At 58.9% G+C, this 22,905-nt stretch carries 21 protein-coding genes; 16 read left to right on the top strand and 5 right to left on the bottom strand.

Annotated features, from left to right (window positions below):
- The first annotated feature begins 148 nt into the window (after positions 1-148).
- The 4 genes from ADB02_RS03450 to ADB02_RS03435 all read left to right on the top strand — a co-directional run bounded on the left by ADB02_RS03450 (position 149) and on the right by ADB02_RS03435 (position 4,416).
- The gene (locus ADB02_RS03450; protein WP_049194021.1) at positions 149-571 is read left to right on the top strand and encodes a YraN family protein; all 423 of its coding nucleotides are present in this window, start codon (positions 149-151) and stop codon (positions 569-571) included.
- A complete protein-coding gene (locus ADB02_RS03445; protein ID WP_049189672.1) occupies positions 572-2,104 on the top strand; it encodes a YifB family Mg chelatase-like AAA ATPase in 1,533 nt (510 codons plus the stop codon).
- 29 nt (positions 2,105-2,133) lie between these two features.
- A complete protein-coding gene (gene dprA / locus ADB02_RS03440) occupies positions 2,134-3,270 on the top strand; it encodes a DNA-processing protein DprA (protein ID WP_049189671.1) in 1,137 nt (378 codons plus the stop codon).
- A 291-nt stretch (positions 3,271-3,561) separates the two neighbouring features.
- Positions 3,562-4,416 (top strand): tyrosine recombinase XerC, encoded by an 855-nt coding sequence (locus tag ADB02_RS03435; protein ID WP_049189679.1) that lies wholly within the window; start codon positions 3,562-3,564, stop codon positions 4,414-4,416.
- 14 nt (positions 4,417-4,430) lie between these two features.
- Here the strand turns inward: ADB02_RS03435 and ADB02_RS03430 are convergent, their stop codons facing one another.
- Positions 4,431-4,952 (bottom strand): murein hydrolase activator EnvC family protein, encoded by a 522-nt coding sequence (locus ADB02_RS03430; RefSeq protein ID WP_065421708.1) that lies wholly within the window; start codon positions 4,950-4,952, stop codon positions 4,431-4,433.
- Between the two features lie 377 nt (positions 4,953-5,329).
- Here ADB02_RS03430 and rpsB point away from each other — a divergent pair, with 377 nt between their 5' ends.
- The 5 genes from rpsB to ADB02_RS03405 all read left to right on the top strand — a co-directional run bounded on the left by rpsB (position 5,330) and on the right by ADB02_RS03405 (position 9,527).
- Positions 5,330-6,151 (top strand): 30S ribosomal protein S2, encoded by an 822-nt coding sequence (rpsB, locus tag ADB02_RS03425; RefSeq protein ID WP_040360682.1) that lies wholly within the window; start codon positions 5,330-5,332, stop codon positions 6,149-6,151.
- A 55-nt stretch (positions 6,152-6,206) separates the two neighbouring features.
- Positions 6,207-7,034: a translation elongation factor Ts gene (gene tsf / locus ADB02_RS03420; RefSeq protein WP_049170780.1), complete on the top strand. Its 828-nt coding sequence runs from the start codon at positions 6,207-6,209 to the stop codon at positions 7,032-7,034.
- A gap of 181 nt (positions 7,035-7,215) precedes the next feature.
- Entirely contained in the window at positions 7,216-7,941 is a 726-nt protein-coding gene (gene pyrH, locus ADB02_RS03415) for a UMP kinase (protein WP_005509726.1), read from the top strand.
- A gap of 83 nt (positions 7,942-8,024) precedes the next feature.
- A complete protein-coding gene (gene frr, locus ADB02_RS03410) occupies positions 8,025-8,582 on the top strand; it encodes a ribosome recycling factor (RefSeq protein WP_038628675.1) in 558 nt (185 codons plus the stop codon).
- Between the two features lie 39 nt (positions 8,583-8,621).
- Positions 8,622-9,527, top strand: a complete 906-nt coding sequence (locus tag ADB02_RS03405; protein WP_049189670.1) for a phosphatidate cytidylyltransferase — start codon at positions 8,622-8,624, stop codon at positions 9,525-9,527.
- Positions 9,528-9,548: 21 nt separating this feature from the next.
- On the opposite strand, the gene ADB02_RS03400 is transcribed toward ADB02_RS03405, so the two are convergent.
- Entirely contained in the window at positions 9,549-9,977 is a 429-nt protein-coding gene (locus ADB02_RS03400) for a lipopolysaccharide assembly protein LapA domain-containing protein (RefSeq protein WP_065421645.1), read from the bottom strand.
- 117 nt (positions 9,978-10,094) lie between these two features.
- On the opposite strand from ADB02_RS03400, the gene rlmN reads away from it, so the two are divergent.
- Complete coding sequence (gene rlmN / locus ADB02_RS03395; protein WP_049189669.1) at positions 10,095-11,192, top strand: 23S rRNA (adenine(2503)-C(2))-methyltransferase RlmN; 1,098 nt, start codon at positions 10,095-10,097, stop codon at positions 11,190-11,192.
- Positions 11,193-11,309: 117 nt separating this feature from the next.
- Here rlmN and ADB02_RS03390 read toward each other — a convergent pair whose 3' ends face one another.
- Complete coding sequence (locus ADB02_RS03390) at positions 11,310-11,711, bottom strand: DUF2631 domain-containing protein (RefSeq protein WP_016422566.1); 402 nt, start codon at positions 11,709-11,711, stop codon at positions 11,310-11,312.
- Between the two features lie 215 nt (positions 11,712-11,926).
- Between ADB02_RS03390 and ADB02_RS03385 the strand changes: the two genes are divergently transcribed.
- The 4 genes from ADB02_RS03385 to ADB02_RS03370 all read left to right on the top strand — a co-directional run bounded on the left by ADB02_RS03385 (position 11,927) and on the right by ADB02_RS03370 (position 17,513).
- The gene (locus ADB02_RS03385; protein ID WP_049189668.1) at positions 11,927-13,159 is read left to right on the top strand and encodes a M50 family metallopeptidase; all 1,233 of its coding nucleotides are present in this window, start codon (positions 11,927-11,929) and stop codon (positions 13,157-13,159) included.
- Between the two features lie 59 nt (positions 13,160-13,218).
- Positions 13,219-15,066, top strand: a complete 1,848-nt coding sequence (locus ADB02_RS03380) for a penicillin-binding transpeptidase domain-containing protein (RefSeq protein ID WP_049189667.1) — start codon at positions 13,219-13,221, stop codon at positions 15,064-15,066.
- Positions 15,067-15,134: 68 nt separating this feature from the next.
- On the top strand, positions 15,135-16,046 hold the full coding sequence (gene map, locus ADB02_RS03375) for a type I methionyl aminopeptidase (RefSeq protein ID WP_049189666.1): 912 nt from the start codon (positions 15,135-15,137) through the stop codon (positions 16,044-16,046).
- A gap of 3 nt (positions 16,047-16,049) precedes the next feature.
- Entirely contained in the window at positions 16,050-17,513 is a 1,464-nt protein-coding gene (locus ADB02_RS03370) for a cobyric acid synthase (RefSeq protein ID WP_049189665.1), read from the top strand.
- Here the strand turns inward: ADB02_RS03370 and mtr are convergent.
- Both mtr and ADB02_RS03360 read right to left on the bottom strand, forming a co-directional pair.
- On the bottom strand, positions 17,510-18,949 hold the full coding sequence (gene mtr, locus ADB02_RS03365; protein ID WP_049189664.1) for a mycothione reductase: 1,440 nt from the start codon (positions 18,947-18,949) through the stop codon (positions 17,510-17,512). The genes ADB02_RS03370 and mtr overlap by 4 nt on opposite strands.
- 67 nt (positions 18,950-19,016) lie before the next feature.
- Positions 19,017-20,057 (bottom strand): alpha/beta hydrolase, encoded by a 1,041-nt coding sequence (locus tag ADB02_RS03360; RefSeq protein WP_049189663.1) that lies wholly within the window; start codon positions 20,055-20,057, stop codon positions 19,017-19,019.
- A 163-nt stretch (positions 20,058-20,220) separates the two neighbouring features.
- Here ADB02_RS03360 and mqo point away from each other — a divergent pair, with 163 nt between their 5' ends.
- Complete coding sequence (gene mqo, locus ADB02_RS03355; RefSeq protein ID WP_048735583.1) at positions 20,221-21,717, top strand: malate dehydrogenase (quinone); 1,497 nt, start codon at positions 20,221-20,223, stop codon at positions 21,715-21,717.
- A 93-nt stretch (positions 21,718-21,810) separates the two neighbouring features.
- A partial coding sequence (locus ADB02_RS03350) for an ATP-binding protein (protein WP_049189662.1) occupies positions 21,811-22,905 on the top strand: 1,095 nt, incomplete at its 3' end.

Here is a 22,905-nt window from a genome sequence, read left to right as displayed (position 1 = left end):
CCACAGTCGAAAAATTATCCACAGTTAGGGCCCTCTGAGCATTTATCGGAGGGCCTTTGTCATGCCCGCTGTGCAAGAGTGTTTCCGAACCGCCAAGGCGGTAAACCGCCAAGGCACAATTCAACGGGGAACCAGGGGGACCGGGGCTATGACACAGAGCTTTGAAGAACTAACCACAAGACAGCTCGGCGCGTTTGGGGAGGATTTCGTTGCTGAGATGTTGGAGGATCAGGGGTGGGAAGTTATTGCTCGGAATGAGCGGGTGGGGCGCTATGAGCTCGATCTTATTGCTGAAGATGTTGACGGCAGGCTGCATTTTGTGGAGGTAAAAACGCGGCGCAGCTCGCGAAGTAGTCAGTTTGGGGACGGCAGAGAGTCCATCACAGCAGCCAAGCTTCGTCATTTGCGCAAGGCGGCGGGACAGTGGCTGTCAGAGAGTTCTACCTACTGGTTAGAGTCCGTAGTTATCGACTGCGCAGAAGTCACAGTGTCCAGCCCTTCGTCCGGTCCTCCAGTCGTTGCAGTTACGTACATTCCCGCAATCAGCGACGCAATCATGTGGGACTGCTAGATGACTGTCGGTACAGCTCTTGCAGTCAGCCTCAGCGGCATTGAAGGAACTATTGTGCAGGTGGAAGCCGATGTTGGGCGTGGCTTGCCGGGAATGTATATCGGTGGGCTCGGCGATGCCGCCGTCGGAGAAGCCAAACATCGCGTGCGCACGGCGGTTGCTAACTCGCAGTTGCCCTGGCCGAAGACAAAAGTCGTGGTGAGTCTGTCGCCGGCGCATATCCGCAAGCACGGCACTAGCTTTGACCTCGCCATCGTCTGCGCCATCCTTATCGCAACCAGCGATGACATGGAGGCCCGAGGTCGTCTCCGCCACACGGTTCTCATTGGCGAACTTGGGCTCGACGGTTCCATTCGCCCGGTGCGTGGAGTGCTGCCGCAAGTCCTTGCCGCCCGCGAGGCAGGTGCCCGTTGGGTTGTCGTCCCCGCCGCCAACGCCGCCGAGGCCGCGCTCGTCGACGGCATCGCAGTCTGCACCGCAGCCGACCTCGCACAGCTATGGGGCTGGGTACTCACCGGCTCAGGTTTGACGACCGCGCTTAACGACGACCCCAGCGAACAAGCCTTCTCGGTAGACCTGGCCGATGTCGATGGCCAACCTGAGGCCCGCTTCGCCCTCGAGGTAGCCGCAGCAGGTGGGCACAATCTGTTCATGCAGGGTTCTCCGGGAACTGGGAAGTCCATGCTCGCTGAGCGCTTGCCCACAATTCTGCCGCCATTGCAGAAGTGGCAGCAGCTGGAGGTCACCGCGCTGCATTCGGTGGCCGGAGCGCTCGATACTGCGGACACTCTTATTCAACATCCGCCGTTTGTGGCTCCACATCACAGCGCGACTGTGGCAGCGTTAGTCGGCGGCGGTGCTGTGCCCAAGCCCGGCGCGATTAGCCTTGCCCACCATGGGGTGCTGTTCTTGGACGAAATCACCCTCATGCGCCCGGCGGTATTGGATGCGTTGCGGATGCCGATGGAAAACGGGGTGGTCGTCCACCTGCGTACGCACCATCGAGTGACCTTTCCGGCGAGAACACAACTAGTCATGGCGACCAATCCCTGTCGGTGTGGGGCGGCGTATGCCAGCGAATGCACCTGTTCTAGTACCGAGCGAGCCAAGCATGGTCGCGCATTATCGGGCCCGCTACGCGATCGCATGGATCTCAACGTCACGCTCAGTCCTGCCGGGGCCAAGCTGGGAATTAAAAACAAAGCACACAATGAGCCCTCCGCGGCCGTTCGCGATCGGGTACAGGCCGCACGTGACCGTGCCCGACATAGGTGGCAGGCCCTGGGGCTTGCCGACGAAGCAGCCGTCACCAACGCGAGTGTGCCACGCTCGCTTCTCCGTCGTCACGCGGGCTTAGACGAAGAAGCGATGGCGTTATTGGACTTCCAGTTGAGGAACGGAGAGATTACCCAGCGGGGAGTGGACAAAGTAATCGCAGTGGCGTGGACGCTCGCAGATCTCGGGGGAGTAGACGCGTTTACCTTCGAGCACGTGCAACGTGCCTGCCAGCTGCATGACCGCGAGAGCGGCTAATACAACCGAACCACTATCAAGGGGGAGAAATGGACGAAATTCACGCGTGGGCTTACCTGAATCGTGTGATAGAGGCGACGCATCCGCAGATTGTGCGGCTCGTGACGGAGTTTGGGCCGGTAGAGGTAGCAGAGAGGATCAAGGCTCGCGCCGGGCTGCCGGAAGGTCTGCTCAATACGACGCAGGCACGGGCCGACGTTGACCAGAGCGGCCACGATTTGGAGCTGGCGGCAGCGATGGGGTGGCGTCTTATTTATCCGGGGCACCCAGAGTGGCCGGGGGAGCTGCTGTCCTGCTTTACGACGCTCGAAGTCCGTGACCGCGCCGATGCACCACCACTTGCGCTGTGGGTGCGTGGCCGTGACTTGCGGGACGTGGTCAGTGAAGCGGTGGCGATTGTCGGAACGCGGATGGCCAGCAGCTACGGGACACAGGTGGCGGCCCAATTCGCGGGGCAGTTCGCGAATGCGGGGGTTAGTGTCATCAGTGGTGGTGCGTTGGGTATTGATGCCGCGGCGCATCGAGCTGCGCTCGACGCTGGCGGCACTACGGTTGTGGTCGGAGCCGGTGGTGTAGGGGTTGACTATCCGCGGGCGCATGCAGAACTCTTCGACGGGATTGCAGAGCGGGGTGCGCTGATTACGGAGTATCCACTGGGGGTGCGACCTGCGCGGCATCGGTTTTTGACTAGGAATCGTCTGGTAGCGGCCCTATCGCGAGCAACCACAATCGTCGAGGCGGGCTGGCGTTCAGGGGCGCGCAACACAGCGCACTGGGCAGTGAGGCTAAACAAGCCCTTGGGAGCAGTGCCGGGACCGGTGACGCTGCAAACTACCTCTGGCTGTCATGACCTAATCCGCAGTGGCGAGGCTGTCCTGGTGTGTAGTGCCGATAATGTGCGGTCGCTGTATCGGTCAGTTGGCACAGTGAACGAGGATGCTCAGCTTGAATTGTTGTGGGAAAAGTCGGCGGTGCAGAAGCTTTCTCGAAACGAGCTCGCTGTCTACGACTCTCTGAATTCTGCGGAGCCAACGCCGGTGGGAGAAGTCGCAGCGCAGGCGGGATTGGCCGTGGCGCTTACGACACATTTGTTGCTGGAGCTGCAGGGACAGGGGCTGACCAGTCGGGTGGAGGGTGGGTGGTTGCGCCAGGAACAGAAGCGTTAGTGAGGCGCTAATAAAGCCTTCTGCAGAGAATCTCGAAAAAATCTTGAATTAGGTATTGCAATTCTCTGTACGCTCAGTAATATAGGCAAGGCAAGCCTAAGTAACTGTTACGGAAACGGGCTTGTGACATGGGTGAGGCAATAGGGCAGTGGCTCTGGCGAAAGTCGGAGTCACTGCCTTTTTCCGCTGTCTGGTGAGGTCTCGCGGTGTGCATCTACTAAGGTCAGAACCGTGAAGCGCGCAACCAATAACGACGACAGGACTGAGCTGGATCTCGGGTTATCCGCCAATATTGAGGCCGTGCTCATGGATTTTCTCGATGAGCTGACTTATTCCCGCAGACTCTCTGACGCAACCGTCCGTGCCTATCGAGCCGATCTCATCCCCCTCCTCGCCGGCCTGGACCACATCAGTGAACTCTCCACCCCTGTCATCCGTGCGCACCTCGGCGCGAAGCATGCGGAGGGTGCTGCGCGGTCATCGCTGGCTCGCTTAACGACGTCCATTCGCCAGTTCTGTAGTTGGCTCGTAGCTCGGCAAATTCTCGATGCTGATCCGTCGCTGCGGCTGTCAACGCCGAAGAAACATCAGCATCTTCCGGAAGTGCTCTCGCCGGAGAGGGTTGAGGAGGCAATCGAGAAAGTCTCATCCGAGGACAGCGCAGTTGCGGCTCGCGACTTGGCCATTGTGGAACTGTTGTATGCCACCGGGATGCGTGTAGAAGAGCTGTGCAAGGCCGACGTCTCAGATGTGGACTTTTCCCGCCACATCATCTCGGTAGTGGGTAAGGGGAACAAGCAGCGCATCGTGCCCTTCGGTGCACCAGCGGAGGCGGCACTCAAAGGCTGGCTCCAGGTGCGTGGAAGCTTTCATGCTTCCGCACAGGCCGAACATGCGCTTTTTCTCGGTGTGCGTGGAGGTAGATTGAATCCTCGTCAGGCGCGCCGAGTTATTCATAAATGGGCTGATGTTTCACCGCATTCGCTCCGGCACTCTGCGGCCACAGCCATGGTGGAAGGTGGCGCTGACTTGCGTGTGGTGCAGGAGATGCTCGGTCATTCGAGTCTGGCGACCACGCAGATTTATACCCACGTCTCAGCGGACCGCCTCCGTGAAGTACACAAGCGGGCACATCCGCGCGCTTAATCGCGCAGGGTTGTTTAATTGCGTACAGGCTTGAGCACGATTGGTCTCCGCTGTATCAAATCCAGTGGGTTGAGATAGTCTTTGCCGCGCAGTGCGCCCCAATGCAGGCCCGGTTCGGGATGTTTGGCGTTGACCACAAGATGACCAATCACCTGGCCAGCGGCCACGTGGTCTCCCTTTTCTAACGCGGTATCTATGGGCTGATAGGTTGTGCGGATGCCATCGGCGTGCATGATTGACACGGACGTCATTCCGGCGATTGAACCGGCGAAATGCACCACACCGGGAGCTGAGGCGCGGATTGGCTGACCCGGGGAGGCGTTCAGGTCTACTCCGCGATGTCCAGGCTGCCAGCGTTTTTCCGGTGGGGCGTAGTCGCGTAGTATTTTGCCGTGCACAGGGAAGGTATGCGCACTAGCGGATATTGGCTCGCCGGTAGCTGCAGGTGGGCTTGGGGGTGTTGTTAGCGCGACAGCGAGCACGAATAGCGCTAATGTGCGCATTAGCGAGCGCTTGAAACTCTGCTTGGTCGTCATGCGCGATAGTGTGGCGGACGCTGCACTCGTCGACAAGCGGCAGTGCATTGCAAACGGTTCTAGCTGTGGATGACTTTTTGTCCTGTGGATAGCAGGGCGTGTCAGATATTGCGACCTGTGCGATGTATCAGATAAGATGACGCTCGCGGTGTCTGCCTTAATGGGCGGTCATTAGCACAAAGACTACGCGCGCGACCCATTCCGGCTGGTTCACGGGTGCTCGGCAAGGATATCTGTCGGGTGTGAGGCAGCGGGGGAGCGCTAGGGCACAGGGAAAGCCTGTGCGTGAACTGTAACCACCTATATCGGATAAGAAAGGAAGGGAAGCAGCCGCAGCCCTAGTCAGGCTGGACGCGAGGATCTTCCCTGAATATGACATGGCTGTTGTATCCATGCGAGAACTGCTCGATGCAGGTGTCCACTTCGGTCACCAGACCCGTCGTTGGAACCCGAAGATGAAGCGTTTCATCTTCACCGAGCGCAATGGCATCTACATCATTGACCTGCAGCAGACCCTGACCTACATCGACGAGGCTTTCGAGTTCGTCAAGGAGACTGTCGCTCACGGTGGCAACATCCTGTTCGTCGGTACCAAGAAGCAGGCTCAGGAAGCCGTTCAGAACGAGGCAGAGCGCGTTGACATGCCATACGTCAACCACCGCTGGCTCGGCGGTATGCTGACCAACTTCGCCACCGTTTCCAAGCGCCTGGCTCGCCTGAAGGAGCTTCAGGCAATGGACGCTGCTGAGAACGGCTACGAGGGTCGCGGCAAGAAGGAAATCCTGATGCTGACCCGTGAGCGCACCAAGCTGGAGCGCACCCTGGGCGGCATTCGCGACATGTCCAAGGTTCCGTCCGCACTGTGGATTGTTGACACCAACAAGGAGCACATCGCTGTCGCCGAGGCTAAGAAGCTGGGCATTCCGGTTGTTGCCATCCTGGACACCAACTGCGACCCGGATGACGTTGACTTCCCGATCCCGGGCAACGACGACGCAATCCGCGCTGCTTCCGTGCTGACCCGCATCATCTCCACCGCTGTTGAAGAGGGCCGCAAGGCTCGCGCTGAGCGCGAGGCCAACGCTGCTCGCGAGGCAGCAGGCGACGCTCCGATCGAGTCCGCCGCTGAGAACACCGACCAGGCTGCAGAGATGGACGCCGAGGGCTCCACTGCAACTGAGACGGCATCCGCTGAGTAAAGCTGAACTTTCTAACCACCACAAGTTCTAACCACCACAAGGAGGAACGCCCAGCATGGCGAATTTCACTGCTGCTGACGTCAAGAAGCTCCGTGAGCTGACCGGCTCCGGCATGAAGGCTTGTAAGGACGCACTCGTCGAGACCGACGGCGATTTCGACAAGGCTGTCGAGATCCTGCGTATTAAGGGCGCAAAGGACGTCGGCAAGCGTGCAGAGCGCACCGCCGCCGAGGGCCTGATCGCTGTTTCTGGTAACACCATGGTCGAGGTCAACTCCGAGACCGACTTCGTTGCCAAGAACCAGGAGTTCATCGACTTCGCCAACAAGGTCGCCGACGCTGCCGCAGCAGTCAAGGCAAACTCCCCGGAAGAGCTCGCAGCAGCTGACCTCGACGGTCAGACCGCAGCTGACGCTACCCAGGAGCTCTCCGCAAAGATCGGTGAGAAGCTGGAGCTGCGTCGCGCCGCTACTCTCGAGGGCGACAACATCGCTGTCTACCTGCACCGCCGTGCAGCAGACCTGCCGGCAGCTGTCGGAGTTCTGGTTGCTTACACCGGTGAGGGCGAGGGTGCTGCAGAGACTGCTCACGCAGCAGCTATGCAGGTTGCCGCTCTGAAGGCTCAGTACCTGTCCCGCGAGGATGTCCCGGCCGACCGCGTCGAGGCAGAGCGCGCTGTCTACGAGAAGATCACCCGCGAAGAGGGCAAGCCGGAGCAGGCTATCGCCAAGATCGTCGAGGGTCGTCTGAACGGCTTCTACAAGGACGTTGTTCTGCTGGAGCAGCCGTCTGTCGCCGACAGCAAGAAGACCGTTAAGCAGCTCATGGAAGAGGCTGGCGTTACCCTGACCGGTTTCGTTCGCTTCGAGGTTGGCCAGCACTAATTCGCTGTAATTTGTGCATAAGCCTCTAGCTGTGAGCTAGTTTAAATGCCCCGCTCGGGAACCCGGGCGGGGTATTTTGCTGTCCTGTAGCCGATAATGCGGAGCGTCAAGTGTGCCTTGCTGTCGTGACCGGGTAGACTCGTCTGCGACTTTTTAAACGGTGTGAGAAAGGTGCATGGTCATGGCAGAATCTGTCGAGCGCAATGGCTTCAAACGTGTGATGCTCAAGCTCGGTGGTGAGATGTTCGGTGGCGGCAAGGTTGGCGTTGACCCGGACGTGGTGCAAAACGTTGCCCGACAGATTGCGGAAGTTTCCCGAAAGGGCGTCGAGGTCTGTGTCGTCATCGGCGGAGGTAACTTCTTCCGTGGCGCACAGCTTCAGCAGCGCGGCATGGACCGCGCACGCTCTGACTACATGGGCATGCTGGGCACGGTCATGAACTGCCTGGCTCTGCAGGACTTCCTCGAGCAGGAGGGCGTGGACTGCCGCGTTCAAACTGCAATCAACATGGCACAGGTCTCGGAGCCGTACCTGCCGTTGCGTGCTAAGCGCCACCTGGAGAAGGGCCGCGTGGTCATCTTTGGTGCAGGTATGGGGATGCCGTACTTCTCCACCGACACCACCGCCGCCCAGCGCGCCCTGGAGATCGGCTGCGAGGTGCTGCTGATGGCAAAGGCCGTTGACGGTGTCTACTCGGCCGACCCACGTGAGGTGCCGGACGCAGAGCTGTTCGATGACATCACCCACCGTGAGGTTCTGGAACGGGACCTGCGCGTTGCTGATGCCACCGCCTTCTCCCTGTGCATGGACAACAACATGCCGATTCTCGTGTTTAATCTGCTTACCGACGGAAACATTGCGCGCGCGGTAGCCGGTGAGCAAATCGGTACTCTCGTCCACAGCTGATAAATTTGTTCGTAATACGTTCTTTCCACAGAGCGCTCTAGAACTATCTAGAACCCGAGTAGAAACCCGAGGTTAAAAACACAATGATTGATGAAGTCCTGCTTGACTGTGAAGAAAAGTACGGTAGCTCCGTAGAGCACTGCCGCGAGGAGCTGACGCACATTCGCACTGGTCGTGCGAACCCGGCGATGTTCAATGGCGTTATTGCGGAGTACTACGGTGTTCCGACTCCGATTACCCAGATGGCTACCATTTCGGTTCCGGAGCCGCGCATGCTGCTGATTAAGCCGTATGAGCTGAGCGTTATGGGCGACATCGAGAACGCGATTCGCAACTCCGACCTGGGCGTGAACCCGACTAATGATGGCCAGGTTCTGCGCGTAACTATCCCGCAGCTGACCGAGGAGCGCCGTCGTGAGATGGTCAAGGTCGCACGTTCGAAGGGTGAAGACGCCAAGATTGCGATTCGCAATGTCCGTCGTAAGGGCATGGAAACTCTGAAGAAGATTCAGAAGGACGGCGACGCTGGCGAGGACGAGGTGCAGGCAGGCGAAAAGGAGCTGGACCAGGTCACCAAGAACTACGTCGAGCAGGTGGACTCCTTGGTTGAGCGCAAGGAAGCGGAACTGATGGAGGTTTAGGCCTTCATATTCAACCGGGAGAGGGGATTTGAGGCGCCAATGCCAACGTCGAAGCCAGCGTCCAATAAGGAACGTGTTCTAGACGAGCTACGGCTTATTAAGCCGCGTAACTCGGCAGGTCGGAACCTGCCGGTTGCAATTACGGTGGGCGTAGCACTTGGTGCAGTCGTCATCATCGGCTTGCTGCTGGGGGCGCTCGCCTGGACCGTTCTGGTCGCCGCGGCGGTTGGCCTTGCAACCTGGGAGGTCTGCGAGCGGCTCCGCGAGTCCGATTGGCAGGTCCCTCGCCCGGTTCTGATTCTCGGCGGACAGCTGATGGTGTGGCTGTCCGCCTACTGGGGGATTGACGGTCTGGTCATGGGCCTGACTGTGACCCTGATGCTTTTACTAGTCATCCGTCTGTTTTTGCACGGGATGGCTGAAGCACCACGGAACTGGCTGCGGGATGTCGCAGTTGGAGTTTTCGTGGTGATGTGGATTCCGTTCTTTGCGGCGCTAGCTGTGCAGCTGGTGCACATGGACAATCCCTGGGGAGTCGACCCCCGTCTGGTCATTGTGACCTTCATGATCGGGGTAATTTCCAATGACGTCGGAGGCTATGCCGCCGGTGTCATGTTCGGAAAGCATCCGATGGCCCCGAAGGTAAGCCCTAAAAAATCCTGGGAAGGGTTCGGCGGCTCTCTCGTACTCGCCACTATTACTGGAGCGCTCTGTGCAATCTTTATGTTGCACGCGCCGTGGTGGCAGGGCATCGTGCTGGGCATTGCCTTGGTTATCTCCGCCACGCTTGGTGACCTGATGGAGTCCCAGTTCAAACGCGATCTGGGGATTAAGGATATGTCCTCGATATTGCCGGGCCACGGCGGTCTGATGGACCGCCTGGATGGCATGCTGCCATCAGCCGCGATGACGTGGCTGATATTGCAGCTTTTCAGCCTGGTTTAATTTGGCTGGTTCAGTCGGGCTTTAGTTGTCGCCCTTACGAATCTGGCGGCGCAGATCAAACATTCGCCAGCCACCGATTAGCGCAGTGATGAGGGCGCCGAGGATAGCAGCGAACAGCATTCCGACACCGACCGGGAAGTTCCAGGCCCAGCCGAACAGGTTTAGTGTGGTCTCCTGCTGATTCTGCAGAATGAATACAAGCAATACGATCAGCAAAACTGCACTGATGACCAGGCCAACCCACATCGAGCCCGCGGTAGTCTTTTTCACCTTGCGCCGGCCAGGAGCGGGCGCTGGCTCCGGTGTGGAGTCCTTCTCTGCGGGCGCGTCAACGACTGGCTCTGGAAGGTTGTCCTGCTCTGGTGCAGGAGCCACGGAATCATTTGGAGAGTACGACGGAGTATCGTCGAAAAGCGGACTGTCGTTATTCGGCTGATTAGCGTTAGTCATACCTATCATTCAACACGTTTTGGCAGGTATGTACCACTTGTAAAGGTCCACTTAGTTGCGGCTGCCTAGTCGCTCATTAGGCCAAAACCGTCATTACATGCGAAAATGGGTGCCATCATGGCATCTTCACTTCCAATCGTTCTTAAAGCTCCACGTCGCGGCATGCCCGCGACCCATTTTGCGGACCTCGATGTTGAGGAACGGAAGGCTGCGGTCAAGGAACTGGGCCTGCCGGCCTTCCGCGCCGATCAGATTGCCCGGCACTATTACGGTCGGCTTGAGGCTGACCCTATGACGATGACTGATCTGCCGGAAGCAGACCGTCAAAAGGTCAAAGACAGTCTCTTCCCACCTCTGTTGACCCCCGTGCGGCACATCACCTGTGACGACGGCGAAACGCGTAAGACTCTGTGGCGTGCAGGTGACGGTACGCTGCTGGAATCCGTGCTGATGAAGTACCCGGGGCGTGCGACCCTCTGTATTTCCTCGCAGGCGGGCTGCGGTATGGCATGCCCATTCTGTGCGACGGGTCAAGGCGGTCTGCAGCGTAATCTCTCCACCGCGGAGATTGTCGACCAGGTTCGTGAGGCCGCTGCCACGATGGCAGCTGAGGGCGGTCGTCTGACTAACATCGTATTCATGGGCATGGGTGAGCCGCTCGCGAACTACAATCGCGTTCTCGCCGCCGTCCATCGCATCACGCGGCCTTCGCCGGAGGGATTCGGCATCTCGATGCGCAATGTCACCGTCTCTACGGTCGGTTTCGCGCCGAACATCCGACGGCTTGCCGACGAGGACCTGTCAGTCACCCTCGCGGTGTCTCTGCACACTCCAGATGACGAGCTTCGCGACGAGCTGGTACCAATCAACAATCGCTTTACAGTGGCCGAGGTACTTGATGCAGCTCGCTACTACGCAGACAAGACAGGCCGTCGCGTATCTATTGAGTACGCTTTGATTCGCGATATTAACGACCAGGATTGGCGTGCAGACCTGTTGGGTAAGAAGCTCCATAATGCTCTGGGCTCACGTGTCCACGTCAACCTCATTCCGCTCAACCCAACTCCGGGTTCGAAGTGGGATGCCTCTCCGAAGAAGCAGCAGGAGGAGTTCGTCCGCCGCGTACAGGCGCAGGGGGTACCGTGCACGGTCCGCGATACCCGTGGCAACGAGATTGCGGCAGCGTGTGGTCAGCTGGCGGCCGAAGAGGTTTAGCCGACAAATAGCAAAAAATCCGCACCGAATTCGGTGCGGATCTTTTTGTGCGCTGTAGCGCTATAGAGCTGTTGCTATAGAGCTGTTAGGCCAGACTTTCAGCAAAAGTGGCTAACTCTACTGGTTCTGGCCTTCCGGCAGACGGTTCCAGGAGCGCAGCTGAGAGTCGGTCAGGTTAGCGTAGACGCCAGTGCCGTTAACCTGGTCGCGTGCCCACTCCGGCTCAATGTGGCCTTCCGGCTTGTTGTGACCGGTAACGGTGCGGACCTGAGAACCCTGCGGGGCGAACAACTGCAGCAGCAGGCCAATAGCGATCAGGGCGGCGATGACGACCAGCCACCAGTTCTCGACGTTGCCCTTGTGGTTACCAATGGTCATGCCCAGCAGGAAGATCACGGAAATCCAGCCGGCCTTCTGCATAGCGCTCTTGCTAATGCCGTGCCAGCCCCACTTCGCCGACGGCTCGTCGAGGGTGCTGACGCCGCGGTAAATCTCTTCCTTTGGCTCGTGGTTGCTCACTTGAAAGTCCTCCTGTTAACACTTTCGGCGAATTGCACTCTATATGCACTTCAGTCTATCTGCGGTTTTGCTGAAAGCGACTGAGCGCATTTTCAGACAATCTTGAGTATCGGGTGTAAGGATACCTTAGAACTTGCTGAAATTGGGACTCAGCCCGGCCGGAAACTGTTCGCCGGTGTGCTCGTTTGCCCAAAGTGGGGGTAGGGTGAGCACTCGTGACATTTCTTCTTGGAGTTTTACTCTTCGCAATCGGCATCGCGGTGACAATCGCTCTTCACGAATGGGGCCATCTCACCGCAGCTCGCCTGTGTGGAATGCGAGTGCGTCGATACTTCATTGGCTTCGGCCCAACGCTGTTTTCCTTCAAGCGGCATCACGCTGCGGCAGGTGGGCATGACACCGAGTATGGAGTAAAGGCAATTCCCTTTGGCGGATTCTGCGACATCGCAGGCATGACCGCAATGGATCCAATCGATCCTGCCGAAGAGCCCTACGCCATGTACAAGAAGCCGTGGTGGCAGCGCATTATCGTGATGCTCGGTGGGGTGGCAATGAACCTCATCGTTGGATTCATCATTCTTTACTTCATTGCCGTGACGTGGGGTTTGCCCAACATGGGTAAGGAAATGGCGCCACGCATTCAGGCGGTGCAGTGCGTCTCGCCGGCACAGCGTGCCGACGGCACGCTGGAGCCCTGCACTGGTTCCGGTCCTGCAGAGCGCGCAGGGCTACGTGCCGGAGATGTGATTGAGAAGATCAATGGCACCAAGATCACGTCCTACCCCGAGGCTGTGTCTCTCATCGGTAGCTCTGCAGGTGGCGACATCAAAATGACCATCGACCGCAATGGCAGCACCCAGACGGTCACGGTCACCCCGGAAGTCGTCAAGCGCAAGACTAACGACGGCCAGGACATCGACCAGCCAGCAATTGGTATCGCCTTCCAGCGACCAGAGACCATCCTTCACGAGTACAACGCAGTGACTGCCATCGGCGGTGCGGCCAGCTTCACAGGCAGCCTTTTCGGGGCGGTTTGGAACGGGCTGCTCTCCATTCCGGAGAAGGTTCCCGGCGTGGTCGCCTCTATCTTTGGTGCTCAGCGTGACCCGGCCAGCCCAATGAGTGTCGTCGGCGCGTCGCGTGCCGGTGGTGAATTGGTGGAGATGAACCAGTGGCCTTCATTCTTTCTGTTGCTGGCTAACCTCAATTATTTCCTGGCCGTGTTCAACCTCGTGCCGTTGCCGCCACTCGACGGTGGCCACATCGCCGTTGTTATTTATGAGCGCATCCGCGACCTGATTCGCAAGGCGTTCGGTAAGCCTGCGCTTGGGCCTGCCGATTACACCAAACTCATGCCAATTACTATGGCCTTTACCGCAGTTTTGCTGGTCTTCGGCGTTCTGGTTATGGCTGCTGACGTGGTCAATCCAATTGTGCTGAACCGCTGATAGCAGGTTGCGGCGCGCCAGCGTCGTCGTAAAGCAAAGCGGTGCTAACGTCAGCCCACATGGAACAAACTTCGCGCCGCAAGCCCCTGCTTCGCAGTATCTCGGCTGTGGCAATCACGGGTCTGGTGTTGTCATCCGCCGCGTGTACGCCGCGGCCTGACACCGGGCGCGAGGTGCTTGAGGAATTCCTTGGGGCGCTGGCGGGAGGGGATGTCGCTAAGGCGGCGGCGCTGACCGATCATCCGGATTCCGCTGAGGGGGATCTGAATGCGGCCACCGACGGCCTTCAGCCGGAGGGGCTTGACTATGAAATCGAGGGTATCGATACCAGCTCGAATCAGTCCTCGGCCGAAGTCACCATGAATTGGCAGCTGCCGCATCAGCGACGCTGGGGATATGACACCACTTTCACGCTGACCAAGACTGAGGCTGGGCAACGGGATTGGGCGTTGCGCTGGTCGCCAGCATCCCTGCATCCACAGCTGGGGCGTAATCAGCACCCAGAATTGCGCACTATCGCAGCTCCACGTCCGTCTGTGGTTGGTTCGGACGGTGCGGCCTTGCTTGAGCCGGGGACTGTGCACCGGGTAATTCTCAATCGTGATGGGGCGGAGAATGTGCAGTCGTCGATTAACCGGGCGGCGACGGTCATCAATAATGAAATGCCGGAAGATGGTCCGAAGCTTGACGCGCGCGCTATAGGGGAGCAGGCAGCTGGTGGGAAGGGTAACTTTTCACTGATTGTGCTGCCGGCATCCACGCCGCAGCGAGTCAAGGATGAGCTCGCGGACATTGACGGAATTTCTGTTAACGATGAAGCAGCGATGGTGCGACCCGACCCGGGGTTTGCGCCTGATTTGATGAGCCGTGTGGAAAGGCTAGTGGACACTGGTGATCACGGTGCCGATGGCTGGAATATCGTGGCGGCCAACGAGGGCGGAGCAGTCGTCGGCACGCTCTATGAGGTGTCTCCGGATGTAGCCCCGGCGGTGCAGGCATCGATTAGTAAAAAGGTGCAGGACGCAGCGCAAAAGGCCGTCGATACGCGGCAAGATGCTAAGGCAATGCTGGTGGCTGTGCAGCCGTCTACGGGCAAGATTCTGGCGGTAGCACAGACAGCGGAAGCAGATAAGGACGGCGACCTTGCGCTGATGGGACAGTTCCCGCCGGGATCGACGTACAAGATTGTTACTGCCGCCGCAGGTGTGCAGCACGAGGGGCTAAATGCGGGATCGACTGTGCCGTGCCCAGGTTCGATGGAGATCGGGCCGCGTATTGTCACCAACTACAACGGAAGTGGTGTCGGGAATACCTCGCTGAGCGATGCGTTCGCGCGGTCTTGTAACACCACGTTTGGCAACATCTCTCACAAGTTGGAGCCAGGGCAGTTCAAGGAGGAGTCCAAGAACTTCGGCATCGGCATCAACTATCACATCGCGGGCCTCGACACTATTACCGGCAGCGTGTCTGATGGCAGTGATGAAGTCGAGCGTATCGATGCGGGCTATGGACAGGGCAATGACTTGGCCAGCCCGTTTGGCATGGCACTGGTTTCCGCGACGGTGGCGGCCGGGCGCACTCCGACGCCGTCACTCGTGCCAAGCGCGGGAACGTGGCAGTCGCAGACATCGAAGCCACTTCCACCTGAGGTTTTGAATGAGATTCGCTCACTCATGCGGGCGGTGGTGACCTCCGGTACCGGTTCGGCCATTGCCGGACGCGGTGAGGTCTACGCCAAGACCGGTGAGGCCGAGTATGGAGGCGGCTCGCACGCTTGGTTCACTGGCTATCGAGATGACTTGGCCTTCGCCACGCTCATCGTCGGTGGTGGTGGATCCGAACATGCGGTGGCGATTACCGATGCCTTCTTCGCCAATATGGATGAAGGTTCAGGAGACGAGGGCTAGAGCATTTCTGGCTTCGAAACCGGCACAGGCCGAAAGGCTAATCCGGGGGTAGGGGTAGAGTATGTTCCATGACTCAGCGTTCTCCACTTACTCAGCAAAAGTCCACGCCAATTCGCACTGTTCCGGCACATATTGAACGGCCGGAGTACGCCTGGAAGGACGAGGTTCAGGAAGGCGTCGGCGAGCCGCTGGTACAGACTCCGGAAGATATTGAAAATATGCGAGAGGTCTCTCGCATTGCTGCCAACGCGTTGGTGGAGGCCGGCAAGGCCGTAACTCCGGGCGTGACCACGGATGAGATTGACCGGGTGGTGCACGAGTACCTGTTGGATCACGACACCTACCCGTCCACGCTGGGGTACCGCGGTTTCGAGAAGTCGTGCTGTGTGTCTCTCAATGAGATTGTCTGCCACGGTATTCCGGACACTCAGGTTATTGAAGACGGCGATATCGTCAATGTCGACGTCACCGGATACAAGAACGGCGTCCACGGTGACACCAACGCGACTTTCCTCGCGGGCAATGTCTCGGAGGAGCACCTCCAGCTAGTGGAGCGCACTTACAACGCCACCATGCGCGGCATTAAGGTCATCAAGCCGGGCCGTGAGATTAATGTCATCGGCCGCGTAATCGAGTCTTACGCTAAGCGTTTTGGATACAACACCGTTCGGGACTTCACCGGTCACGGTGTCGGTACCACGTTCCACAATGGTTTAATCGTTCTCCACTACGATGAGCCGAGCCAGGACACCATTTTCGAGCCGGGCATGACCTTGACTGTTGAGCCGATGATTAACCTTGGTGAGCTGCCGTACCACATCTGGGATAATGGCTGGACTGTGCAGAATGATGACTTCAAGTTCACCGCCCAGTTCGAGCACACGGTGCTGGTGACCTCCGACGGCTATGAAATCCTCACTCTGCCGGATGAGCAGAACGTGCCAGGTCAGTTCCAAACTGGTTGGAAGCCCGAGGCCTAACCCGTGCAGGCCCCTGCAGCTCTGATTGCCGGCTGCACCTCAGATGCCGGTAAGTCGGTTCTGGTCGCCGGCATGTGTCGGCTGCTCGCGCGCCGCGGCGTGAAGGTCGCACCCTTCAAAGCACAGAACATGTCCAACAACTGCGCTGTCACGCTTGACGGCGGCGAGATTGGGCGCGCGCAGGCTCTGCAGGCGCTCGCCTGTGGGCTGGAGCCGGATGTCTCCTTTAACCCGGTGCTTCTCAAGCCGGGCTCGGACCACACTAGTCAGGTGGTGGTGAAGGGCAAAGCCGATGGGCATGTGAGCGCTCTGACGTACCGGTCGCGTCGAAAAGCGTTGCGCGGGGTAGTCGCGGAGACATTGGAAGAGCTGCGGGGGCAGTTCGATGTCGTCTTGTGCGAAGGCGCTGGTAGTCCTGCCGAGGTCAATCTGCGAGAGTCAGACATCGCCAACATGGGCTTGGCAGAGCTCGCTGATTTGCCGGTTGTGGTCGCCGGCGACATCGACCGCGGTGGGGTGCTTGCACATTTCGTCGGCACGCATGCAATTTTGAGCCCCGAAGACCGCGCGCGGATTACCGGTTTTATCGTCAACAAGTTCCGGGGCGATGTGTCGCTGTTGACACCGGGATTGGACGTGGTGCGCGAGCACACCGGCGTGCCCGTACTCGGCGTAGTGCCTTTTATTCCGGGACTGTGGATTGATGCGGAGGATTCGCTCAGCACAGTCGCTGGTGCGTCAGTAGGCCCGGCGAACGCACCGCTGGGTACGGAAACGTTGTCCGTGGCTGCCATTCGCCTGCCGCGCGTGTCCAACGCCACCGATATCGAGGCGCTTGGCTGTGAACCAGGGGTACACGTGCAGTGGACGGTCGATCCGTCGGTCGTTGCTCGCGCCGACCTGGTCGTGTTGCCCGGGACGAAGTCGACGGTCGCCGATCTCAAGTGGTTGCGCGAGCGTGGGCTTGACGACGTGCTGGAGAACCGAGCTGCCTGGGGGCTGCCGCTGATCGGCATCTGCGGTGGGTTCCAAATGCTCTGCACCACTATCACTGACTCGGTGGAGTCGGTAGCCGGGACAGTGAACGGGCTTGGCGTGTTCGATACCGACATTGAATTCGCGGGGACGAAGACGCTGGTGAGCCACCCGGATGGCTCTTACGAAGTCCACAATGGACAGGTTGTGCGAAGCAGCGAGGCGCCCTTTATCACTGAGCCTGAAGAAGGGGCGCGGTGTGGCATGGTGATGGGTACGCACCGCCACGGCTACCTGGAAAATGATCAGGCGCGCCGTCAGTTGCTGAGCGAAGTCGCAGTTGCCGTCGGTCGGGACGGCTTTGAGGTCAGCTCTAATACTTCGTTTGCCGCAGAACGGCTGCGACAGGTCGACCTGTTGGCCGATGCAGTCGAGAAGTACCTGGCTGGGCCCGCATTGGCCCAGGCCACAGGTATTGAACAGCTGGGCTAGTTATCGAACTCCAGGCCCAGGATCGCGTTTTCAATCAGCTCTGGCAGTGCTGGGTGGATCCAGTGCTGGCCCTTGACAACTTCGCGCACATCCATTTCGAAGCTCATCATCTGGATGCACTGCTGCACTAGGGTGGCAGCCTGCTCGCCGATGAAATGCGCACCCAGCAGGCGGCCGGTGGCCCGGTCCGCAATCAACTTGGCAAAGCCATCGCGATCCTCCAGTGCCCAGCCGTAGGCAACGTCGCCGTAATTCTGTACCTTCACGGTAATCTCCGTGCCATTTTCCGCAGCCCAGGCGCGAGCTTCATCCTCGGTCATACCGACCTGACCAATCTGCGGATGTGAGAAGACTGCCGACGGAATGTAGCGGTGGTCAAATGCCCGCAGGTCCGACGGGTTCAGCACGTTGTGGAAGACAACCTTGGCCTCATGGTTGGCAATATGCTTCAGCTGGTACGGGCTAGAGACATCGCCCAGCGCCCACACACCTTCGGCAGAGGTGCGGCCGTACTGGTCAACCTTGATGCGACCATCGTCGTGCATCTCCACACCACCGGCTGCAAGGTCCATACGGTCACCGTTGGGGATGCGTCCGGTTGCCACGAGCAGGGCATCGGCTGCGAGCTCCGTGCCGTCGTCAAGCGTGACCGTGACGATCTCGCCCTCCTGGGAGAGCGCAGTGATGGAGGTGTTCATGCGGATGTCAATGTCGCGGGCGGCAACCTCGTGGAAGCGCTCGGAGATAGCGGCGTCTGAGCCACGCAGCATGACATCGGAGCGCACCAACATGTGCACCTTCGTACCGAAGGAGGCGAAGACGTGCGCGAACTCGCTAGCGATGTAGCCGCCGCCGACGACGATCATTTCGCGCGGGAGCTTGTCGACGCGCATGATGTTCTCGTTGGTGTAGTAATCCACCCCGGAGTTTGCGATGAGGCCCGGAACGTGAGGGCGGGAGCCTGCAGCGATGATGATGTTGTCGGCTGTGATGTCGACGGTTTCCTCGCCGATGCCAGTGCGAATAGTGCGGGGGCCGACGAACGTTGCGTGGCGGTCGTAGACATCGATATTGGGAGTCTCGTCCCCGCGGCGGTATGCCTCGCCGCCGTCGGCAATCTGGTCGACTCGCTGGGCGAAAACGCGATCCTGGATTTGCTTGAGATCAACGGAATCGAAGGTGCCGTGCACGCCCAGGCGGCTGGCCTCGCGGATGTTGCGGGCGGCATCAGCGGCCAGAACGAACATCTTGGTGGGAATACACCCAACGTTGAGGCAAGTACCGCCGAAACGTCCTTCCTCCACCAGAGCGATACGGACATTGTCGTAGGCCGGGGCTGGAATGGAATTGCCGGACCCGGTTCCGATAATGATGACGTCGTAGTGGCGTGGGGTAGTCTCAGGCGAATTCTCAGTGGTCACAAGCACTCCTAGCATTCTGGTCAAACTAGTTTGGTTCAACCGTACTGAATGCTGATTTATTCCGAGTTCCTATTCTGTGCTCCTATTTTGAGCTGTCTCCTGGATTGACTGTGGCAAGGAACTGAAAGGTCTCATCAAAAGCGCGGTCAAGTGCTTCGGGTGCGGAAAGGTAGACGTCATGGAGAGCACCCGGAATCGCGACGTTGCGAGCCTGCGGTCCCAAGTGGGCAGTGGCATCGGCAATTTGCTCAGTGTTGAGGACAGAGTCAACGCGGCTGAGTTCCGGTGTGTAGTCGGAACCGAGAAGGTAGTTGTCCGAGTGGAGAACGAGCGTCGGCACGCCGGTATCGATACCGCGGCTGACACGTTGCTGGCCGACGATGATGGCATTGAGCCAACGCCAGTTCTTGTCATGGCCAGCCAGCGGCTTGAAAGTGCGGTTGTACTCCCAGCGTCCCTCGTGGTCGGCGCTAATGGATTTGCCATAGCCGCCCGCAGACTGCACTGGAATAAGACTGTTGGGGCGAATCCGCGACATAACGCGAGTCACCAGCGAGTACACGGGCGCCTTTGCCCGGGAAACGTGCAGAGTCAGCCACGGTGAGTTCAAGACGGCAGCCGTGACGGAAATATTGGGTGCTTGCGGGCCATGGCCGCCTGTGCTTCGTAACCAATCGAGCCAGAGCACGGCAATGAGGCCGCCGGTGGAGTGCGCATTAACAGTGACAGTTGTATGGCCGGCGTGGTCCAACACCGCGAGTGCCCCGTTGAGATCCTCGAAGTAATTCGTTAAATCGCTGCATCCATGCCAAGTCTGCCCAGGTTGGTGCGCGCGCCCGCACTTGCGCAGGTCAATGGCGTAAAAGGCGTAGCCTTCGGCGTGGTACCGCTCCGCCACGTGCTTCTGGAAGAAATAATCCGACATCCCGTGAATCCATAGAACCGCCGGACGTGTTTGGAAGTCGCTTGCCGACGAGTCGGGGCAGTAGCGGACCAAAACCGCGCATACCGACCCCTCACCGTCGGGATCCTGGCCGAGTTCGATGACATGTTGGCTGTAGTCTTCGCCTAGGTTATCGGGGTTAAAGGTGGGGGTAACGAAATCGGGAATATCGGTAGTCACAGGGTCAAGCCTAGCGCCGATTACCGGGGGTAGTGGGAATGTGTGCCACAATAGATTATGGACTGAGACGGTAGCTCTCTTTTGCGTCTTAAGTTGTGTGCGCGCATGTGAGCGAGCGCTAGTTTGAATCACTAATCAAGTTAGTAAGGATGTTGACAGCAAAATGGCTGATAACAAGCTTCCTGCTTCCAGTGGCGACGAGGTAGATGTCGTCCTCATTGGTGCAGGTGTAATGAGTGCGACGCTGGGTGTGCTGCTCAAGGAGCTCGAGCCATCCTGGTCACAGGTTCTGTTCGAGCGTCTCGATCAGCCCGCCAAGGAGTCTTCCTCTCCATGGAACAATGCTGGTACCGGTCACTCTGCTCTGTGTGAGCTGAACTACACGCCGGAGAAGAACGGCAAGGTCGATGTCACCAAGGCTAAGCTCATTAATGAGCAGTTCCAGGTTTCCCGTCAGCTGTGGACCTCGCTGATTGAAAATGGCACCCTGACTGACCCGAGGGAATTCATCAACCCGGTTGATCACACCACCTTCGCTCAGGGCCCGGAGCAGATGGCGTTCATGCGTCGTCGCTACGAGGCACTTGAGAAGGAGCCGCTGTTCCACGGTCAGGAGCTCATTGAAGATCCGGACCGTTTCGCTGAGTACCTTCCGCTGATGTCCGAGGGTCGTGACTTCTCCAAGCCGGTCTCCGCTATTCGTAACCCGAATGGTACGGACGTTAACTTCGGTGCACTGACCAAGCAGTACCTGGCCGCACTGTCCGATATGGGTACTGAGATTCGCTACGGACACGAGGTCACCGGTCTGAAGCGCGACGGTTCCAAGTGGATCGTCACCGTGAAGAACCTGCACACCAAGGACGTTCGCACCCTGGTTGCCAACTTCGTATTCGTCGGTGCCGGCGGTGACGCACTGCCGCTGCTGCAGAAGGCTCGTATTAACGAGATTCGTGGTTTCGGTGGCTTCCCGGTCTCCGGCCAGTGGCTGCGCTGCACCAACGAGGAAGTCATTGCTAAGCATGACGCCAAGGTCTACGGTAAGGCTTCCGTCGGCACGCCGCCGATGTCCGTTCCGCACCTGGACACCCGTGTTATCGACGGCAAGCGCGGCCTGCTCTTTGGCCCGTACGCCGGTTGGAACATGAAGTTCCTCAAGAACGGTAACAACCTGGACCTGATTAAATCTCTGCGTCCGGCCAACCTGCCGTCCATGATGGGTGTTGGTGTCCAGGAGATGGGGCTGACCAAGTACCTGATTACTGAGGTTCTGAAGGACTTCGACGCACGTATTGAGTCCCTGCGTGAGTACGTCCCGAACGCTCGCCCAGAGGACTGGGAGCTGATCGTCGCTGGTCAGCGCGTCCAGGTCATTAAGCCGATGAAGGCTCCGGTCTTCGGTACCCTCGAGTTCGGTACCGCGGTCATCAACTCGTGGGACGGCACCATTGCCGGCCTGATGGGTGCATCCCCGGGCGCTTCCATCGCTCCGGCTGTGATGATTAGCCTGATTGAGCGCTGCTTCGGCCGTCACATGGGCAAGTGGGCTCCGAAGCTGAAGGAGCTCGTCCCGTCCTACGGTACGCACCTGGCTGATGACCCGGCTCTGTTCAAGGAGGTCTGGGAGGCTTCCCAGAAGACCCTGAAGCTGGAGCGCTAGTAACTCGCTGAAGAGCTTCAAAGAGTTCAATTAAGCCAACATTGTTCTACCCCGCTGTGAGCCATCCGTTCGCAGTGGGGTAGAACTGTGTTTATGGAAAAAATCACGCCAGCGACCACTGCACAAACAGAGCCCACTTTTCCTTTTACTGCGATTGTCGGGCAGCAGCGACTACAGCTTGCGTTGATTCTGACCGCCCTATCCCCGGAGATTGGTGGCGTGGTCATCCGCGGTGAGAAGGGCACGGCCAAGACCACTACTGTCCGCGCGTTGGCACCATTTCTCAGCGGATCGTTGGTAAACCTACCCCTCGGCGCGACGGAAGATCGAGTCGTAGGCTCCATCGATGTGGAGACCGTCCTGACTACCGGACACGCACAGTTCAATCCGGGACTACTCAGCGCGGCTGACGGTGGCATTCTCTATGTCGACGAGATTAACCTGCTGCCGGATCATCTGGTTGACTCCGTTCTCGATGCCGCAGCCACCGGTCGCGTGGTTGTTGAACGCGATGGCATCTCGCACTCTGCAACCTCCAGGTTCGTGTTGGTCGGCACGATGAACCCGGAAGAGGGCGAATTGCGTCCCCAGCTTCTCGACCGCTTTGGTCTCGCCATCGACGTCACCGCTTCCAAGGATCCGGCTGTCCGCGCGGAAATCGTCGCTCGCCGCCTCGACTTCGACACCGACCCGGAGAGCTTTGTCACGCGGTTCGCCGCCGACGACGAGGCACTGCACGCCCGCATCGATCGCGCACGCGCACTGCTTGACGACGTCGAATTGACCCCCAACATTCTTGGTCAAATTGCCACAGTGTGCGCTGCTTTTGATGTGGACGGGATGCGTGCCGACATCGTCATTGCACGTACCGCCCGCGCTCACGCTGCCTGGCGAGTAGCCGGGGACGAGTCGGCGCAGCCGGCACGCGGCAATCCAATTGAGATCACTGCGGAAGACATTAAGATAGCTGCGGAAATGGCACTGCCGCACCGTCGTCGCCGTGACCCCTTTGATGAACCAGGACTGGACCAGGAACAGCTCGACGATGCTCTGCAGGATGCAGAGGAGCAGTTCCGAGATGACCAGAATCAGCCAGAGTCGAGTCCGGAGTCGGATCCAGAGCCCGATGCTGAGCAGGTCTCCCAGTTCGACTCCAACTCCGAACCTCAGGAGCCACAACAGTCGAAT

The organism is Corynebacterium sp. 212_CJEI (assembly GCF_001055915.1).
GTDB lineage: Bacteria > Actinomycetota > Actinomycetes > Mycobacteriales > Mycobacteriaceae > Corynebacterium > Corynebacterium jeikeium_D.
The sequence above is the reverse complement of the archived record's forward strand: the minus strand, read 5'-3'. Positions and strand labels throughout refer to the sequence as shown.

Excerpts from the sequence above, each read along its gene's own strand:
- ADB02_RS03450 (WP_049194021.1), top strand. The coding sequence starts at position 149 with ATGACACAGAGCTTTGAAGAACTAACCACAAGACAGCTCGGCGCGTTT.
- ADB02_RS03445 (WP_049189672.1), top strand. The coding sequence starts at position 572 with ATGACTGTCGGTACAGCTCTTGCAGTCAGCCTCAGCGGCATTGAAGGA.
- dprA (WP_049189671.1), top strand. The coding sequence starts at position 2,134 with ATGGACGAAATTCACGCGTGGGCTTACCTGAATCGTGTGATAGAGGCG.
- ADB02_RS03430 (WP_065421708.1), bottom strand. The coding sequence starts at position 4,952 with ATGACGACCAAGCAGAGTTTCAAGCGCTCGCTAATGCGCACATTAGCG.
- rpsB (WP_040360682.1), top strand. The coding sequence starts at position 5,330 with ATGGCTGTTGTATCCATGCGAGAACTGCTCGATGCAGGTGTCCACTTC.
- tsf (WP_049170780.1), top strand. The coding sequence starts at position 6,207 with ATGGCGAATTTCACTGCTGCTGACGTCAAGAAGCTCCGTGAGCTGACC.
- pyrH (WP_005509726.1), top strand. The coding sequence starts at position 7,216 with ATGGCAGAATCTGTCGAGCGCAATGGCTTCAAACGTGTGATGCTCAAG.
- frr (WP_038628675.1), top strand. The coding sequence starts at position 8,025 with ATGATTGATGAAGTCCTGCTTGACTGTGAAGAAAAGTACGGTAGCTCC.
- ADB02_RS03405 (WP_049189670.1), top strand. The coding sequence starts at position 8,622 with ATGCCAACGTCGAAGCCAGCGTCCAATAAGGAACGTGTTCTAGACGAG.
- ADB02_RS03400 (WP_065421645.1), bottom strand. The coding sequence starts at position 9,977 with ATGACTAACGCTAATCAGCCGAATAACGACAGTCCGCTTTTCGACGAT.
- rlmN (WP_049189669.1), top strand. The coding sequence starts at position 10,095 with ATGGCATCTTCACTTCCAATCGTTCTTAAAGCTCCACGTCGCGGCATG.
- ADB02_RS03380 (WP_049189667.1), top strand. The coding sequence starts at position 13,219 with ATGGAACAAACTTCGCGCCGCAAGCCCCTGCTTCGCAGTATCTCGGCT.
- map (WP_049189666.1), top strand. The coding sequence starts at position 15,135 with ATGACTCAGCGTTCTCCACTTACTCAGCAAAAGTCCACGCCAATTCGC.
- mtr (WP_049189664.1), bottom strand. The coding sequence starts at position 18,949 with ATGCTAGGAGTGCTTGTGACCACTGAGAATTCGCCTGAGACTACCCCA.
- mqo (WP_048735583.1), top strand. The coding sequence starts at position 20,221 with ATGGCTGATAACAAGCTTCCTGCTTCCAGTGGCGACGAGGTAGATGTC.